The following is a 16,560-nucleotide window of genomic DNA, read 5'->3' as shown; positions in this document are numbered from 1 at the left end:
GGGGCGGTTCCGCAGTTGTTCACCGCCGCGGGGAACATGACGACCGGCGCGCCGGGCGCGAACATGTCGCGGGTCGTCGGGATGGGCTACATCGGTTTCCTGGCAGGTCCGGCGTGCATCGGCTGGTTGTCGGAGGCGGCGTCGCTGACGGCGGCGATGGCGGTGCCGCTGGCGTGCGTGCTGGCCGCGTCGGCACTGGCCCCGAACGTGCGCGAGGGCGCCCGCGCAGCAGATGTGCGCGGGCGCCCCTGAAAGCGGCTGCGGGTCAGAGGACCTTGAGTTCCTCGGTGACCTCGCCGACCATCTTCTTCGCGTCGCCGAAGAGCATCGACGTCTGATCCGCGGTGAACAGCGGGTTGTCGATGCCGGCATAGCCGGAGGACATGGACCGCTTGAGCACGATCACCGACTTGGACTGGTCGACGTTCAGGATCGGCATGCCGTAGATCGGGCTCGACGAATCCAGACGCGCGGCCGGGTTGGTGACGTCGTTGGCGCCGATGACGATGGTGACGTCGGTCCGGCTGAACTCGCCGTTGATGTCGTCCATCTCCTTCATCGCGTCGTACGCGACGTCGGCCTCGGCGAGCAGCACGTTCATGTGGCCCGGCATGCGACCGGCGACCGGGTGGATGGCGTACTTGACCTCGACGCCACGCTGCTCGAGCAGCTCGGCCATCTCCTTGACGGCGTGCTGCGCCTGCGCCACGGCCAGACCGTAGCCGGGCACCACGATGACCTGGTTGGCGTAGGCCATCTGGATCGCCGCATCCGCCGCGGAGGTCGCCTTGACGGTGCCACCGGACGCGGAGACCACGCCGCCGGAACCGCCGTCGCCGCCGAAGGAACCGAACACGATCGCCGGGATCGAGCGGTTCATGGCCTTGGCCATGAGGTTGGTCAGGATCGAACCCGAGGCGCCGACGATCATGCCGGCGACGATCATCGCCTGGTTGTTCAGCGCCAGACCCGCGGCGGCCGCGGACAGACCGGTCAGGGCGTTGAGCAGCGAGATGACGACGGGCATGTCGGCGCCGCCGATCGGGAGCACCACGAACAGGCCCATCAGGCCGGCCACGACGAGCAGCGCGACGATCCAGATCGCCGGGGTCGGCGCGTTGGCCGGGTCCGCCTGCAGACCGATGTAGATCGCGATCGCGATCGCGGCGACCGCCAGGACGATGTTGGCGAGCTGGAACAGCTTCGCCGACGCGACGACCTTCTTCTCGAAGTTCTTGTTCAGCAGTTCCTGCAGCTTGGAGAACGCCACCAGCGAACCCCAGAACGAGACCGAGCCGATGATCGCGGCGAACAGCGAGCCGACGATGAACGGCACCGACGGCACGTCGTCGACGGTCGTGAAGCCGTTCGAGTCGAGGAACTCGGCCCACGCGATCAGCGCGACGGTGCCACCACCGACGCCGTTGAACAGCGCGACCAGCTGCGGCATCGCGGTCATCTTGGTCTTCAGTGCCGGCGGCACACCCAGGATCACACCCACGGCCAGGCCGCCGACGATCAGACCCCAGTTCTCGGTGTCACGGATGTCGATGAGCACCGCGATCACGGCGATCGCCATGCCGGCCGCGGCGATGTAGTTGCCGCGGACCGCGGTCTTCGGGCCGGTCAGGCCCATCAGACCGTAGATGAACATCGCGAACGCGACGATGTACAGGATGGTCACCAGGTAACTCATCGGGCGTCAGCTCCCTTCGACTCCGCCGACGCCTTCACAACGTCCTTTTTGGGCTTGAACATCGCGAGCATGCGGTCGGTGACGACGAAGCCGCCGACCACGTTCAGGGTGCCGAACACCAGCGCGACGAACAGGATGATCTTGATGCTCCACGGGGCGTCCCCGGGCAGGTGCCCGAGCACCACGAGCGCACCGAGCACCACGATGCCGTGGATGGCGTTGGTGCCCGACATCAGCGGCGTGTGCAGCGTGTTCGGGACCTTGGAGATAACGGCGAACCCGACGAATCCGGCAAGGACCAGAATGGCGATGTTCGCGAGCAGTTCGGTGTACATCTACGCGTTCTCCTTCGAGCGGGTCACGCACGCGCCGTCGAGGATCTCGTCGGAGAAGTCCGGTGCCAGCGCGCCGTTGTCGTCGAGCATCAGCTCGAGCAGGGCGGCGACGTTCTTCGAGTAGAGCTCGGATGCGTGCTCGGGCATCGTCGCGGGCAGGTTCAGCGGCGAGCAGATCGTCACGCCGTGCTTGACGACGGTCTGTCCGGGTTCGGTCAGCTCGCAGTTGCCGCCGGTCTCGCCGGCGAGGTCGACCACGACCGAGCCGGGCTTCATGCCGTTCACCGCGGCAGCGGTGACCAGACGCGGCGCCGGACGGCCCGGCACCAGCGCGGTCGTGATGACCACGTCGAAGCCCTTGATGGCCTCCTCGAGAGCCTGCTGCTGCTGGGCGCGCTCGGCGTCGGTGAGTTCGCGGGCGTAGCCGCCCTCACCGGCCGCGTCGATCCCCAGATCGAGCCACTGCGCACCGACCGAACGCACCTGATCGGCGACCTCCGGGCGCACGTCGTATCCGGTGGTGCGACCACCGAGACGCTTGGCGGTGGCCAGCGCCTGCAGACCCGCGACACCGACGCCGAGCACCAGCACGGTCGCGGGCTTGACGGTGCCCGCGGCCGTGGTGAGCATCGGGAAGTAGCGCGTGGCCTCCGACGCAGCGACCAGCACCGCCTTGTAGCCGGACACGTTCGCCTGCGACGACAGCGCGTCCATCACCTGGGCACGCGAGATGCGCGGGATCGCCTCGACGGCGAACGCCTGCACTCCGGCCGCAGCGAGCGCGCCGATCTGGTTTTCCGCATTGCGCGGCGCCAGGAACCCGATCAGGGTCTGGCCCGAGTGCAGCCGCGCGACCTCCGCATCCGACGGAGGCGCGACCTTCACCACGACGTCCGCGGTCCAGGCGTCACCGATCGTGGCACCGGCCTCGACGTACAGCTCGTCGGGAATCAGTGCCGCCTCGCCGGCACCGGCCTCGACGACGACGTCGAGACCCTTGCCGATCAGAGACGGAACAATCTTCGGGACCAGCGCGACGCGACGCTCACCGTCGTTCGTTTCGCGAACGACGCCGACGGTCGGACGACGCTGTGCCTCTCTTCCCGTGCTCAATCCTTCGGTATCCAACTTCCCCTGACTCCTGCTTCGAATGAGGGCCTCACCGCGAGAGCGGCGGGCTGCGTACATCGAGGCCACGGCAGTACACGCCGGCCTGATGAGCTAAAGCAGACCTACCGTGGTGGCGACGACACTGCAACCGCTTGCTTTTGTCTGAATCGAGTCCGAACAAGGATGCAGTGCGAGAATTGTGATGCAGCTCACTTCACAGTACGAGCGTACCGCTGGTGAATGCAAAGCCCGAGGAGGAGCCGATGGAACGTCGCACAGTCGACGTCGAACGCGTCTACGACCACCCCGCAGACGAGGACGCGTTCCGTGTCCTGGTGGACCGTCTGTGGCCGAGGGGGCTCCGCAAGGACGCGTTCCACTACGACGACTGGGCGAAGGACCTCGCGCCCTCCGCAGAGCTGCGCAAGTGGTACTCGCACGACGCCGCGTTGTTCTCGGAGTTCCGCACCCGTTACCTCCACGAGCTGACCACGGAGGCCGGACGCGAAGCCGTCGCCCGGCTGGATCGCCTCGCCGACGGACGCCCCCTGGTGTTGCTCACCGCGACCCGCGATCTCGACCACAGCGGCGCCGTGATCCTCGCCGAGCATCTGCGGGAGGCCCGGTGACGGCCCGCGACCCCGACCTCGGCGGGGACCCGGTGTGCTGGCTCGATCGGGTGTGCCCGGAGTGTGGGCTGTTCCTCGACGACCACGTCCTCGAGAGCACGGCCGGGCAGTGCCCACGCTGCGGTCACCCGCGCGACACCGGGCACACCGATCCCCTACCGTCACCGCAATGAGCGTTCCCTCCGAGATTCTCGGCCTGGCCCGCGCCGCGCGCCGCGTCGCCGTCCTGACCGGCGCCGGCATGTCCGCCGAGAGCGGCGTCCCGACCTTCCGGGACGCGCAGACCGGCCTGTGGTCCCGGTTCGACGCCGCCGCCCTCGCGACCCCCGAGGCGTGGCACGCCGACGCGGAGACGGTGTGGGCGTGGTACCAGTGGCGCGTGGCGCTGGTCCGGAAGGTCGAACCGAACGCCGGCCATCTCGCGCTGGCCGACTGGGCCCGCGACACGGACGTCCACATCGTCACCCAGAACGTCGACGATCTGCACGAACGCGCCGGCAGTGTCGTCAGCGCGCACCTGCACGGCAGCCTGTTCGCGCCGCGGTGCGCCGACTGCGAGGCCGCCGCCGAGCTTCCGGATCCGCCGGCCGAGCCGGTGGCCCGGCTGACGCCGCCGACGTGCAGCCGGTGCGGGGGCCGGGTCCGTCCGGGTGTCGTGTGGTTCGGCGAACTGCTGCCCCGCGCACCGTGGGACGCGGCGACCGAGGTCGTCGCCGATGCCGACCTGCTGCTCGTCGTCGGCACCTCCGGGATGGTGTACCCCGCCGCCGGGTTGCCCGCGCTGGCCCGCGATCGCGGCGTGCCGGTCGTCGAGATCGGGCCCGAGCCGACGGAACTCTCGGACCGCGTCGACCACGTGTGGCGCACGACCGCGGCGATCGGATTGCCCGCACTGGTGGCGGCGTTACAGTGACGACCGTGGGAGCCTGCGTGTTCTGCGACATCGTGGCCGGTACCGCACCGGCGCGGCGGGTGTTCGAGGACGAGACGGTCGTCGCGTTCCTCGACATCCGGCCGATCTCGCGCGGTCACGTCCTCGTGGTGCCCCGGGCCCACGCGGCCCGGCTCGAGGAACTCGCGCCGGACGACGGCGCGGCGATGTTCCGCGTCGGACAGCGCCTGGCGCGGGCACTGGCCCGCTCGGACCTCACACCCGACGGCGCCCACCTGGTGCTCAACGACGGCCGGGCCGCGTTCCAGACCGTCGATCACGCCCACCTGCACGTGTTGCCGCGCTGGAACGGCGACAAGGTACGCCTGGCGGCCGGGCTCCTCCGGCGCCGCCCCGACGACCCGGACGCGATCGCAGCCCTGATCCGCGCCGGACTGGACCGATTGGAAGCAGAGGATCCCCGTTGAGCACCGACCAGACTCCCGAAACCCCCGAATTTCCCGTGGAGAAGATCCGTTCGCTGCTGTTCGAGCAGTTCGCGGTCATCGACGATCTGATCGCCGACCTCGACACGGACACCTGGTTCACCCCGTCGACGCTGCCGGGCTGGACCGTCAAGGACATCGTGGCGCACCTGATCGGCACCGAATCGCTCCTCGCGGGTGAAGAGACCCCGCACGTCGACATCGACGTGCACGCGCTCGGTCACGTGCACAACGAGATCGGCGCGCTCAACGAACGGTGGGTGGAGTCGATGCGCGGCACACCGGGCACGGCCATCCTCGAGCGGTACCGGCAGATCGTCGCGCGCCGGCGCGACCAGCTCTCGAAGATGACACAGGAATGGTTCGACACACCCGCGCAGACGCCGGCCGGTCCGGCGACCTACGGGCGCTTCATGCGCATCCGCGTATTCGATTGCTGGATGCACGAACTCGACATCAGGGACGCGCTCGGGATCCCCGGCGACGAGGGCGGTCCGCGCGCCGAGCTGGCGTTCGCCGAGATCGTCGGGTCGCTGGCGTATGTCGTCGGCAAGCTCGGCAAGGCCCCGGACGGCTCCCGCATCACGTTCGAGCTGACCGGCCCGCTCGCCCGCACCCTGCACGTGGAGGTCCACGGACGGGCCGCGCTCGTTCCCGCGCTGTCGGGCGAGGCGACCAGCACGATCACCCTCGATTCGGGACTGTTCGCGCGGCTCGCCGGCGGACGTGTCCGCGCGTTCGACCACCTCGACGAGATCACCCTCGGCGGGGACACCACGGTCGGGCGGCGCATCGTCGACAATCTGGCGTTCACCATCTGACCGTTCCCCGATGCGCCTGTTCCTCTCGTCGTACCGTTTCGGCGCCGACCCGGCGGCGCTGCTGCGGGTGACCGGTCCGCCCGGGCCGCTCGCGGTGATCGCGAATGCCGCCGATTCCTGGCCCGCGCAGGCCCGGCAGTCGTCGCTGAACAGCGAGTTCGGTCCGCTGCGGGAACTCGGATTCGATCCGGTCGAGGTGGATCTGCGCGACCACGTCGGCGCACCGGAGTCGTTGCGCGCCAGGCTGTCCGAGTTCCGGGTGGTGTGGGTGCGCGGCGGCAACACGTTCGTGTTGCGGGCCCAGCTCGCGCGCTCCGGCGGCGACACGGTGCTCACCGACCTCGTCCGGTCCGGGGCGCTCGCGTACGCCGGGTACAGCGCCGGGGCGTGCGTGGTGACGCCGACGCTGCGCGGCGTCGAGTTCTCCGACGACCCGGGCGAGGTCGAGCCGACGTGCGGGATCGCCCCGCAGTGGGACGGCCTCGGTCTGGTGGATTTCGCGATCGTGCCGCATGTCGGCGGGTCGCCGCTGGACAACGGCGGCAGCCGCCGCGCCGTGGATCTCCTGAAGCGCAACGGCATCGCGTTCCGGGCTCTGACCGACGACGACACGATCGTTGTGGACACATCGGACGGAACGGATACTTCTCACTGCTAACATCCGACGATGGAGTCGCTGTCGGATCTGTTCAGCGCCGGTACTGCGCCCTGGTGGGCGGCACCGGTCGCTCTCGTCGTCGGAGTGGTACTCGGGGTGGTCGCCGCGCGCGGTGGCCGGAAGGCGACCCGGCAACCGGCACCCGCGCCGGTGCTGCGCGCGACCGATCGTGCCCTGCACGTGCGGTTTCTCCAGGTCGCCGACAACGTCCACAATCATCTCTTCGAGCTCGACCGCTCCGAGCTGGCCGATGTCGAACTCGACGAGGCGCTGCAGTCGGAGGACCCGCGTCTGCGGGCGATCGCACGCGGCATCGTCGATCTCGACGCGATCGTGAACGAGATGCGGCTGACGGCACCGGATCCGGTGCTCGCCGCGGCGGAGTCGGCGTTCGCGTTCCTCACCGCGGCGTCGAGCGACGGCATCGACGATCAGGACGGGTTCCGGGACCGGTACGTCACGGAGAAGCGTCGGTTCGTCGACGCGGTGCGGTCCACTCATCCCCCGGCGACAGCGCGTCCTTGAGGGCAATCCCGCGACCGTGTCGTTACCTAAGTGACATGTGTGACTGATGTGACTGCTGTTACGTTGGCACGGCGTCGACTGTGCGGCATCACTCCGGAGGTCCCATGCGCTCGTCCCTGCGACATCGTCTGGCTCTCGCCCTGCCCGTGACCCTCGCCGCGACCTGCGTTCTCGTGCTCGGCGGGACCGGAACCGCATACGCCGCGTGCCCACCGGGCAGCGGTACCGGCAGCTCGGCGCCGGGGACCGGCAGTGCACTGCCCGGCACCGGGAGCAGACTGCCCGGCACCGGCAGCGCGCTGCCCGGCAGCTCCGAGCCCGGCGTCACCCCGATCCCCTGGCTCAACGGGCAGGACGGCCGCCTCCCCCAGCTGAAGGGCACCACGACCGCGGTCGCGCACATGACCGGACTGATGGGTGACAACGACACCGTGCCCCGGTTCGGCGTACTCGGCACCGATCTCGGCATCATGTGGGACAACGGCGAGGGTCAGGTCCTCGCGGCTTTCGGAGACACGTTCGGGTTCAATCGCAATCCGTTCTGCGGACTCGTCGGCGATTGGCGCAGCAACGTCCTGTTCCGCAGCACCGACCGGAACCTGTCCGACGGCATGAGCATCGACAGCGCTCCCCTGGATCGCCCGAACCACGCCCGCGAACTGATCGAGAGCCGCAAGGTCAACGGCGTCGAGATCACCACGATCCCCACCGCCGGCATCGCCGTCGGCGGGGTCCAGTACCTCGATTTCATGTCGGTACGCAGCTGGGGTGCCCCCGGCGAGTGGCACACGAACTTCTCCGCGCTCGCCTCGTCGACGGACAACGGGGAGACCTGGACGGTCCACCCCCTCACGGCACGTCTGAACGAATCCGTCAGCGGCAACGCCAACTTCCAGATGGGCGCGTTCGTCGAACACGACGGCTGGATCTACAAGTTCGGCACCCCGTCGGGGCGCAACGGCGCCGCCCACCTGGCTCGGGTGCGGCCGGAATCGCTGCTCGACCCGCTCGCCTACGAGTACTGGGACGGCATCGGAGCCTGGGTGCCGACCGACCCGAAGGCCGCGGGCGTCGTGATCCCTGGGCCGGTCAGCGAACTGTCCGTCGCCTACAACGAGCATCTCGGCGGGTTCGTGGCGCTATACACCGATGCGACGAACTCGATCGTCGCGCGGACCTCCGCAACGCTCGAATCCGGCTGGAGCGAACCGAAGGTGCTGGTGAGCAGCCGGGACGTGCCGAGCGTGTACGGCGCGTTCATCCACCCGTGGTCGTCGGGCAAGGACCTGTACTACCTGGCCAGCACGTGGTCGGACTACAACGTGATGCTGCTGCGCACCGACCTCGAGGCCGCGAAGCTGCCGAAGCCGGTGGCACCGCCGCCGCCGGCGTGACCGCACGTATCGTCTCGACCATGGCAATCATCCATCAGAACGCCCGGTTGTCGCCGACGAAGGCCGAGGTCCTTGCGGCATGGGTGCCATCGCAGCCGTGGGCCGCCGGCGCGACCGACCTCGACCGGATCGGCGGGTTCCGCTTCGACGACCCCGACGGCGAGGTCGGCGTCGAAACCCACCTGCTGCGCACCGGGGACGGGCGAATCCTGCAGGTCCCGTTGACCTATCGCGCCGCCCCGCTCGACGGCGCCGAGGACTCGCTGGTCGGCATGATGGAGCACACCGTGCTCGGGACCCGCTGGGTGTACGACGCGTGCGCCGACCCGGTGTACGTCGCCGCGCTGGTCACCACGATCGCGACCGGCGGCGGCGCGGCCGAACTCTTCGATGCCACGACCGGCGCGACCATCGACGCCCCGGTGCAGGTGGCCGGCAGCGGATCCCCCGAGGCACCGGTACCGGCTCTCGGCCGGATCACCCACACGAGCGACTCGACGACGACCACGGTGTCGGCGGGCGACGTCGAGATCGAGGTGCTGCGCGTACTCGATGAGCAGGACGGACCAGCCCGGCCGGGCGGCGTCCTCACCGGCACGTGGCCGGGGCGCACCTCCCCCGCGGTCCTCGCGGTCGCGAAGAGCGCCCGGTCGGTAGGGTGAATTCATGAGCCAGAACAACGACAATCGTCGCGTCGAGCATCTTCCCGAGCAGTCGCGATTCGCTCTCTACATCGGTGACGCGCTCGCCGGCTACGCCGACTACACGCAGGTCGGCGACGTGCGCGACTTCGACCACACGGTCACCGAGCCGGAGTTCCGCGGTCAGGGCGTCGCCGGTGACGTCGTCCGCCAGGCGCTGGACGCGACCCGCGCCGAGGGTCTGAAGATCGGGACCTCGTGCTCCTACGTCGCGAAGTTCGTCTCCGAGCATCCCGAGTACCGCAACTGATCGGTCCGGTCAGGCACACAACCGCAGACGCAAACGTCAGCCGCCCACGTCCGAAACGTGGGCGGCTGACGTTTTCGTGTACGCGATCGGTGAAGATTTACAAATCGCTCCATATGTCTAGACAGTGGATGGTGTCGCGCGTAACGTCCACCACAGGGTGATCCACGTCATACGGAGGAGAAGACGGTGACGACACGCGACATCGACCGGCCGCAGCCGGCAGCTGCGCAGCAGTGGCGCGACCGCAAGCGATATCTGTGGCTGCTCGGACTGGTCCCGCCCACCGCGATCTTCGTCGCGACCGCCCTCGTGTGGGCGTTCGGACAACTCGGCTGGAGCGCCGTGGCTCCCGTGTGGTGGTGGATCGGCCCCCTGCTGGTCTACGTGATCCTGCCGATCCTGGACCGCTTCTTCGGCCCGGACGGCCAGAACCCGCCCGACGAGGTCATGGAACGTCTCGCCGCCGACCGCTACTACCGGTACTGCACCTACGCCTACATCCCGTTCCAGATCCTCAGCCTCGTCTTCGCGTGCTACCTGTGGTCGGCGCAGGAACTCGGATGGCTCGGGCTCGACGGCGGCCTCGGCCTCGTGTCGAAGATCGGGCTGGCGATCAGCATCGGCGTGATGGGCGGCGTCGGCATCAACACCGCCCACGAACTCGGCCACAAGAAGGAGCAGCTCGAACGCCGGCTGTCGAGAATCGCCCTGGCGCAGACCTTCTACGGCCACTTCTACATCGAGCACAACCGCGGCCACCACGTCCGGGTGTCGACACCCGAGGATCCGGCGAGCGCCCGTTTCGGCGAGTCGTTCTGGTCGTTCCTGCCGCGCAGCGTGTGGGGTGGACTGAAGTCGTCGTGGCACCTCGAGAAGACGCGGCTCGAGCGACTCGGCAAGGGTCCGTGGACCTTCCGCAACGACGTCCTGTCCGCGTGGCTGCTGTCGGTGGCGCTGTTCACCGTGCTGGTCGTCGTGTTCGGGCCGGCGGTGCTGCCGTTCCTGATCATCCAGGCCGTCTACGGCTTCTCCCTGCTCGAATCGGTGAACTACCTCGAGCACTACGGACTGCTCCGCCGCCGCACCGAATCCGGCCGCTACGAACGGTGCACGCCCGAACACAGCTGGAACTCCGATCACATCGTGACCAACATCTTCCTGTACCACCTGCAGCGTCACAGCGATCATCACGCGAACCCGACCCGCCGCTACCAGACGCTGCGCAGCATGGACGGCGCCCCGAATCTGCCCAGCGGCTACGCGAGCATGGTCGGCCTGACCTACTTCCCGCCCTTGTGGCGCAAGGTGATGGACCATCGGGTCCTCGACCACTACGACGGCGATCTGTCCCGCGTGAACATCCAGCCGAGCAAGCGCGAGAAGATCCTCGCCCGATACGGGCAGACCGGCTGATGGCCGCGTACGAATGCCCGGTGTGCAACTACGTCTACGACGAGGCTACCGGCGCACCGCGCGAGGGATTCCCGGCCGGCACCGCGTGGGCGGCGGTGCCCGACGACTGGTGCTGCCCCGACTGCGGAGTCCGCGAGAAGATCGATTTCGAACCGAAAGGCACCTGACATGGCTACCGACTACCGGCTGTTCCGTTGCCTCGTCTGCGGTTTCGAGTACGACGAGGCAGCCGGCTGGCCCGACGAGGGCATCGAGCCGGGCACCCGCTGGGATGACATTCCCGACGACTGGTCGTGCCCGGACTGCGGTGCCGCCAAGGCGGACTTCGAAATGGTCGAGATCGTTCGGCGCTGACCGAAACCGCTAACTGAAACCCATCACCCGGTCGCCCCACATCTCCCGCAGATGCCCGTCCGGATCGGGGACGACGGAATCGGTGCCGTCGAGCACGAGGGTCATGCGGGTCTCGGCCGTGTACGGCGCCCAGTGCCGGGACCCGTCGAGCGCGGCGGGCACGCCGTGGTGCGCGAACGCCGTCCAGCGTCGCCGGATCCGGCCGGACAGCTCGGTCGCAGCCTTCCGCCCACCGAGCCAGAACGTCGGGTCGCGGCCGAGTGTGCCGAAATTGCCGAAGACATACGGCAGTTCGGTGGCGTGTCCCGCCCCGATGCGGGCCGCGCGGAGCGCCGGCGTCGCGTGGTCGAAGCGGTACACCCAGGTCGGTGAATGGGTGCTGTGCGCGTCGGCGATCCACAACACCGGCATCCGGAACCCTGCATCCCGCGAAAGTGCCATCGCGCCACTCGGTTTCGTCTCGGCCGGATAGGCCGCGAGGATCTCCCGGACCCGTTCGGGCGGCAGGTCCGCCCCGTCCGCGGCGAGGGCAGCGAACATGGCCTGCACCGCGGCGTCGTCGATCGGCATCAGCGGGGACTTCATCCACCGGAAGATCGACGGCTCGTCCCGGTTCGATCCGATGATCAGCGGGATCCGGTGCGACAGACCCTTCTGGAACGCCGCCACCGGATACTTCGGCACCAGGTCCCGGTCGACGACCGGTGCCAGCGCCAGAGTGCCCGGCACCTTCATCGGGATCTCGCGGGCCAGCACGTCCCCGGCCGCGGTGAGCTGTTCGTGCGGCAGGTCGCGCAGCTTCGCCACCCGGGACGTCGGAATGTCGAGGACCTCCAGGAACCGTTCGGCGACGGTGGCCGCACGCTCGCGGCCGTACGCCGACGTCGCCGGCGGCGACTGGGCGATCGCCGCGTGGAACAGTCCCTCGGCGCGCGGCACCGTCATCAGCGTCGTGATCGAGCATCCGCCCGACGATTCCCCGAAGACCGTCACCCGCGCCGGGTCGCCCCCGAACGCCGAGATGCAGTCGCGTACCCATTCCAGGGCCGCGATCTGGTCGCGCAGCCCCAGGTTCGATTCGAACGTCGAGTCCGCCGTCGAGAACGACGACAGGTCGAGGAACCCGAGTGCGCCCAGCCGGTAGTTGAGCGTCACGACCACGACGTCGCCGGACTCGCAGAGCCGGCGGCCGTCGTAGATCTTCTGCCCGGAATAGCCGAGGATGTAGGCGCCGCCGTGGATCCACACCATCACCGGGCGGGGCTCGCCGTCCGGTTCGGGCGCCCAGATGTTCAGCGAGAGGCAGTCCTCCCCGATCGTCTGGCCGGGATCGACCGGGATCGGATTGTCGCGGCCCTGCGGCGCGATCGGCCCGAAGTCGCGGCAGTCGCGGACCCCGGCCCACGGTTCCGGCGGCTCGGGGGCACGGAAACGCAGGTCGCCCCCGGTCGGCGCCGCATACGGAAGTCCCTTCCACACGAACACCGATCCGTCCCGGTACCCGCGGGCCGAACCGTACTTGCAGTCGATCGTGAGTGTCTCGGGTTCCACGTGACCTCCCGTTTCCCGGCGACTGTCGCCAAGGTACCAACTGTCTGCACGCTCGGTGCGGAGACCGGTGGTCGCTTCTAGTCGACGACCGCCTCCGGCTCGACCGGTTGGTCGGGCAGCACCTCGTCGGAGAGGGGCACGAGGAAGCCGATGTGCGCGAAGTAGGTCACGTACCAGGCGAGCACCTCGTCGTCGACCACCGGGCACTCGATGCCGGAGTCCGCGAGCGCACGGCGCGCGTTCTCGTCGTCGAAGTCCTCCGCCTCGGACAGGCCCTGCGCGAACTCGCCGGCAACCAGCACCGCGCGGGTGAGGCTGTCGTCGCCGCGCTCGGCCAGCGTCTGCGACATCTCGATCAGCGTCGACGCGAACACCTCGTCGGTCACCGGCCGCAGCGTGAAGCCGTGTGCCCGCAACCGCGCCACGATGTCCTCCGCGGCGACGCGGCGCCGGTTGACGAGGTGGAAGTTCCCGCCCACGGTCGACGGATCGAGCGCGAGCGCGACCAGCGCCGACGCGACGTACGTGACGGGGACGAGCGCGACCGAGCCGACCGCCGACTCCGGCACCATCCGCAGCGCCACCATCGCCCGCACCACGTTCCAGAACGCGTCGTCGGTTCCGGCCGCCCCGGACACGGTGTCGCCGCTGATCAGACCCGGCCGGTAGATCGAGACGGGGATGCCGCGGCGCCGCGCGACGGCGACGAGTTCCTCGGCCACCCACTTGCTGCGCACATAGCCCGACTCCATGACCCGCTCGCCCGGAAGCCGGTCGCCCTCGCCCACCAGCCGCGGTGTGCCGTCCTCGGACGCGGGCGCGGCGGTGTCGGTGAGCACCGACCCGGTGGAGACGAAGTGCACGGGCTTGACCGTCCCGGTGACGGCGAGACGGAGGATCTCCTCGGTGCCGGACACGTTCGCCGCCCGCATCCTGCTGTACGGCTCGATGTGATTGACGCGGGCGCCATTGTGCACGATGAAGTCCACGCCGCGGGCGAGATCGTCGAACTCGGTGTCGGACAGCCCGAATCGCGGCTGCGCCAGGTCGCCCGGCACCACCACGATCCGGCCCCGGTAGTACTCGCGCCACAAACCGAACGCGCGCATCCCCGCCTCGATGCGGTCGAGACCCTCCTCCTCGGAGGCCGTCCGCACCAGGCACCACACGCGCATGCCGCTGTGCGAGAGCAGATCCCGCAGCAGGTAGCGGCCGAGGAAACCGGTGGCTCCGGTCAGCAGGACGCGGCGGCCGTCCGGTCGCGCCGCCGGGATCCCGTCCGGGACGATGTCCGCGGCGAGTTCGAGATCGCCCTCCCACTCGGCGGTGGGCGCGGCCTCCTGAGCTCCGGCCTCGATCAGCCGGGCCAGCTTGTAGACCGGTGCGTGCTCGAACAGCTGCGGCACCGTGACCTCGATGCCGAAGCGCTCGGTCACCGCGGCGGCCAGCGACAGGATCAGCAGCGAGTGCCCGCCGAGTTCGAAGAAGTCGTCGTCCGCACCGACCTGTTCGACGCCGAGCAGCCGGGCGTAGATCTCGGCGACGCCCTGCTCGTACCGGGTCGACGGGGCCCGGAACGGACGCGCCGCCACCGACGGCACCGGCAGTGCCCGCCGGTCCAGCTTGCCCGACGGGGTGAGCGGCAGCTCGTCGAGCACCACGATCGCCGCCGGCACCATGTGTGCGGGCAGGCGGGAGGCGACGGTGCGCAGCAGCTCCTGCTCGTCGAGGACGGTCTCGGCGGCCGGTACGACGTAGGAGACGAGTCGCGGTGCCGTGTCCCGTCCCACCGTCACCGCCGCGGCGACCGAGTCGTCGGCCCGGAGCGCGGCGTCGATCTCTCCGAGTTCGATACGCAGCCCGTGGATCTTGATCTGGAAGTCGGCGCGTCCGTGGTAGACGAGTTCTCCGGTGGCGGTGCGGCTCACCACGTCCCCGGTGCGGTACATGCGCTCGCCCCACCCGCCGTGGGGATTGGCGACGAACCGGTCCGCGGTGAGCGCGGGCCGCCGGTGGTAGCCACGCGCCAGCGCGTCACCGAGGAGATACAGCTCGCCGGGAACACCGGCCGGCACCGGCCGCAGTCGCGAATCGAGCACCAGATGTCCGGCTCCGCGAACCGGATGACCCAGTGCCACAGGAACATCCGGCGACAGCGGACCGGCGGTGTGCGTCATGATCGTCGCCTCGGTGGGTCCGTACGCGTTGAACACGGCGCGTCCACCGGTCGACCATCGCCGGACCACGTCGCCGGTCACCGCTTCCCCACCGGTGACGAGAACCCGGCAGTCGTCGAGATCGTCCGGGTCGACGGTGGCGGCGACCGACGGGGTGAGGAACGCGTGGGTGACGGCCCGGTCCCGCATCAGCGCGGCGAGCGCGGCGCCGCCGTACGCGTGCGCGGGCGCGACGACGACGGTCGCGGCGGCCGACAGCGCGAAGACCTGCTCGAGGACGGACGCGTCGAAGCTCGGCGAGGCGACGTGCAGCACCCGGGACCGCGCATCGAGCCGGTACCGTTCGCGGACCTCCACACACAGGTTGTAGAGACCGGTGTGGGTGACGGTCACGCCCTTCGGGGTGCCGGTCGAACCGGAGGTGTAGATCACGTAGGCGACGTCGTCCGGACGCACCCGGGGGAACTCGTCCGGTTCGATATCGGAATCGGTTGCAGCGGACCTTGTTTCGTCCTCGTCGTCGAGCGCGAGCCAGTGCGGCCCCTCCGGCAGCGCCGGACGGTGCTCGGCCAGGGTCAGACCCACCCGCGCACCGGAATCGGTGACCATGTGCGCGAGCCGGTCCGCGGGATAGTCGACGTCGACGGGGACGAACCCGGCGCCGCTCCGCGCGACCGCCCACATCGCGAGGATCGATTCGGTGGACCGGGGCACCGCGACGAGCACGAGATCGCCTCGGCCGACGCCGTGTTCCCGCAGGATCCGCGCCCACCGGCGCGCAGCGGCGTCGACGTCGGCGTAGGTCAGCGCGGTGTCGCCGCTCACCACCGCGACCGCGGTCGGGTCGGCGGCGGCCGCGTCGAGCAGCTCCGGCAGCGTCTGCGGCCGCGATCCGATCCGCCGGCCCGACGCGAGCACCCCGGCCCGCTCGTCGGGCGAGAGGATCTCGACGTCGCCGACCGCCGTGTCCGGGACCCGGGTGACGGCGTCGAGGATCCGCACGAGCCGCTCGGCCAGCACCTCGACGGTCGCCGCGTCGAACAGGTCGGTGGCGTAGCCGATCCCGAGGGACAGTGCGCCGGTGTCGTCGGCGGCCTCTCCGATCGCGAACTCCAGGTCGAACTTCGACAGGTGCGTCTCGACGGGGAATTCGGCGACGGTCAGGTCCGGCAGCGTGAGCTCCTGCCGGGCGAAGTTCTGGTAGGCCAGCGCCACCTGGAACAGGGGATGCCGCCCCGGTGACCGCTCGGGCTCGAGCACTTCGACGAGCCGCTCGAACGGGATCTCCGAGTTCGCCTGTGCGCCGAGGTCGATGTCCCGGACCCGGGACAGGAACGCGGTGAACGACTCGGCGGGGTCGATCTCGGTGCGCAGCACGACCGTGTTGACGAACATGCCGACGAGATCGTCGAGGACCGGGTGACCGCGGCCCGCCGACGGGGTCCCGATGGCGATGTCGGTGGAGCCGGACAGCCGGGACAGCAGCAGCGCCAGCGCGGCGTGCACGACCATGAACGGTGTCGCACCGTGTCGCTCGGCCGTGGCGTCGATCGCGGCGCGGGTGGCGGC

At 69.6% G+C, this 16,560-nt stretch carries 18 protein-coding genes and 1 pseudogene; 14 read left to right on the top strand and 5 right to left on the bottom strand.

From position 1 onward, the window contains the following. A pseudogene (locus I0Q12_RS01125) lies at positions 1-252 on the top strand (MFS transporter); the annotation flags it as partial. A gap of 13 nt (positions 253-265) precedes the next feature. Here I0Q12_RS01125 and I0Q12_RS01120 read toward each other — a convergent pair. From I0Q12_RS01120 to I0Q12_RS01110, 3 genes are read right to left on the bottom strand one after another with little or no spacing between them, the layout of a single operon-like run. Beyond that, on the bottom strand, positions 266-1,696 hold the full coding sequence (locus I0Q12_RS01120; RefSeq protein WP_197250205.1) for an NAD(P)(+) transhydrogenase (Re/Si-specific) subunit beta: 1,431 nt from the start codon (positions 1,694-1,696) through the stop codon (positions 266-268). Next, complete coding sequence (locus tag I0Q12_RS01115; protein ID WP_197250204.1) at positions 1,693-2,031, bottom strand: NAD(P) transhydrogenase subunit alpha; 339 nt, start codon at positions 2,029-2,031, stop codon at positions 1,693-1,695. The genes I0Q12_RS01120 and I0Q12_RS01115 overlap by 4 nt, the downstream gene beginning before the upstream one ends. Beyond that, positions 2,032-3,144, bottom strand: coding sequence for a Re/Si-specific NAD(P)(+) transhydrogenase subunit alpha (locus tag I0Q12_RS01110; RefSeq protein WP_374068498.1), 1,113 nt, complete (start codon positions 3,142-3,144; stop codon positions 2,032-2,034). Positions 3,145-3,404: 260 nt separating this feature from the next. Here I0Q12_RS01110 and I0Q12_RS01105 point away from each other — a divergent pair, with 260 nt between their 5' ends. The 13 genes from I0Q12_RS01105 to I0Q12_RS01050 all read left to right on the top strand — a co-directional run bounded on the left by I0Q12_RS01105 (position 3,405) and on the right by I0Q12_RS01050 (position 11,263). Then, positions 3,405-3,770 carry a DUF488 domain-containing protein gene (locus I0Q12_RS01105; RefSeq protein ID WP_197250202.1) on the top strand — a complete coding sequence of 122 codons (366 nt, stop codon included), beginning with the start codon at positions 3,405-3,407 and terminating at the stop codon, positions 3,768-3,770. Continuing rightward, positions 3,767-3,943 (top strand): hypothetical protein, encoded by a 177-nt coding sequence (locus tag I0Q12_RS01100; protein ID WP_197250201.1) that lies wholly within the window; start codon positions 3,767-3,769, stop codon positions 3,941-3,943. Before I0Q12_RS01105 ends, I0Q12_RS01100 begins: the two co-directional genes overlap by 4 nt. Next, positions 3,940-4,683, top strand: a complete 744-nt coding sequence (locus tag I0Q12_RS01095; protein WP_231609793.1) for an NAD-dependent deacylase — start codon at positions 3,940-3,942, stop codon at positions 4,681-4,683. The genes I0Q12_RS01100 and I0Q12_RS01095 overlap by 4 nt, the downstream gene beginning before the upstream one ends. A gap of 5 nt (positions 4,684-4,688) precedes the next feature. Continuing rightward, complete coding sequence (locus tag I0Q12_RS31645) at positions 4,689-5,129, top strand: HIT domain-containing protein (protein ID WP_248675928.1); 441 nt, start codon at positions 4,689-4,691, stop codon at positions 5,127-5,129. Then, on the top strand, positions 5,126-5,968 hold the full coding sequence (locus tag I0Q12_RS31640) for a maleylpyruvate isomerase family mycothiol-dependent enzyme (protein WP_231609792.1): 843 nt from the start codon (positions 5,126-5,128) through the stop codon (positions 5,966-5,968). Before I0Q12_RS31645 ends, I0Q12_RS31640 begins: the two co-directional genes overlap by 4 nt. Positions 5,969-5,978: 10 nt before the next feature. Continuing rightward, positions 5,979-6,626 (top strand): Type 1 glutamine amidotransferase-like domain-containing protein, encoded by a 648-nt coding sequence (locus tag I0Q12_RS01085; RefSeq protein ID WP_197250199.1) that lies wholly within the window; start codon positions 5,979-5,981, stop codon positions 6,624-6,626. 9 nt (positions 6,627-6,635) lie between these two features. After that, positions 6,636-7,151 (top strand): hypothetical protein, encoded by a 516-nt coding sequence (locus I0Q12_RS01080; protein WP_197250198.1) that lies wholly within the window; start codon positions 6,636-6,638, stop codon positions 7,149-7,151. A 104-nt stretch (positions 7,152-7,255) separates the two neighbouring features. Further along, positions 7,256-8,545 carry a DUF4185 domain-containing protein gene (locus tag I0Q12_RS01075; protein ID WP_197250197.1) on the top strand — a complete coding sequence of 430 codons (1,290 nt, stop codon included), beginning with the start codon at positions 7,256-7,258 and terminating at the stop codon, positions 8,543-8,545. A gap of 20 nt (positions 8,546-8,565) precedes the next feature. Next, positions 8,566-9,207, top strand: coding sequence for a hypothetical protein (locus tag I0Q12_RS01070; RefSeq protein ID WP_197250196.1), 642 nt, complete (start codon positions 8,566-8,568; stop codon positions 9,205-9,207). A gap of 4 nt (positions 9,208-9,211) precedes the next feature. Then, complete coding sequence (locus I0Q12_RS01065; RefSeq protein WP_197250195.1) at positions 9,212-9,496, top strand: GNAT family N-acetyltransferase; 285 nt, start codon at positions 9,212-9,214, stop codon at positions 9,494-9,496. A 186-nt stretch (positions 9,497-9,682) separates the two neighbouring features. Next, a complete protein-coding gene (locus I0Q12_RS01060; protein ID WP_197250194.1) occupies positions 9,683-10,909 on the top strand; it encodes an alkane 1-monooxygenase in 1,227 nt (408 codons plus the stop codon). Continuing rightward, the gene (locus tag I0Q12_RS01055; protein WP_197250193.1) at positions 10,909-11,076 is read left to right on the top strand and encodes a rubredoxin; all 168 of its coding nucleotides are present in this window, start codon (positions 10,909-10,911) and stop codon (positions 11,074-11,076) included. Before I0Q12_RS01060 ends, I0Q12_RS01055 begins: the two co-directional genes overlap by 1 nt. 1 nt (position 11,077) lies before the next feature. After that, entirely contained in the window at positions 11,078-11,263 is a 186-nt protein-coding gene (locus I0Q12_RS01050) for a rubredoxin (RefSeq protein ID WP_197250192.1), read from the top strand. 9 nt (positions 11,264-11,272) lie between these two features. Here I0Q12_RS01050 and I0Q12_RS01045 read toward each other — a convergent pair whose 3' ends face one another. Next, a complete protein-coding gene (locus tag I0Q12_RS01045; RefSeq protein ID WP_197250191.1) occupies positions 11,273-12,814 on the bottom strand; it encodes a carboxylesterase/lipase family protein in 1,542 nt (513 codons plus the stop codon). A gap of 77 nt (positions 12,815-12,891) precedes the next feature. Continuing rightward, a partial coding sequence (locus I0Q12_RS01040) for a non-ribosomal peptide synthetase (RefSeq protein ID WP_197250190.1) occupies positions 12,892-16,560 on the bottom strand: 3,669 nt, incomplete at its 5' end.

It is taken from the genome of Rhodococcus sp. CX, assembly GCF_015865005.1.
GTDB lineage: Bacteria > Actinomycetota > Actinomycetes > Mycobacteriales > Mycobacteriaceae > Rhodococcus.
This window is presented reverse-complemented; position numbering and strand designations above follow the sequence as displayed.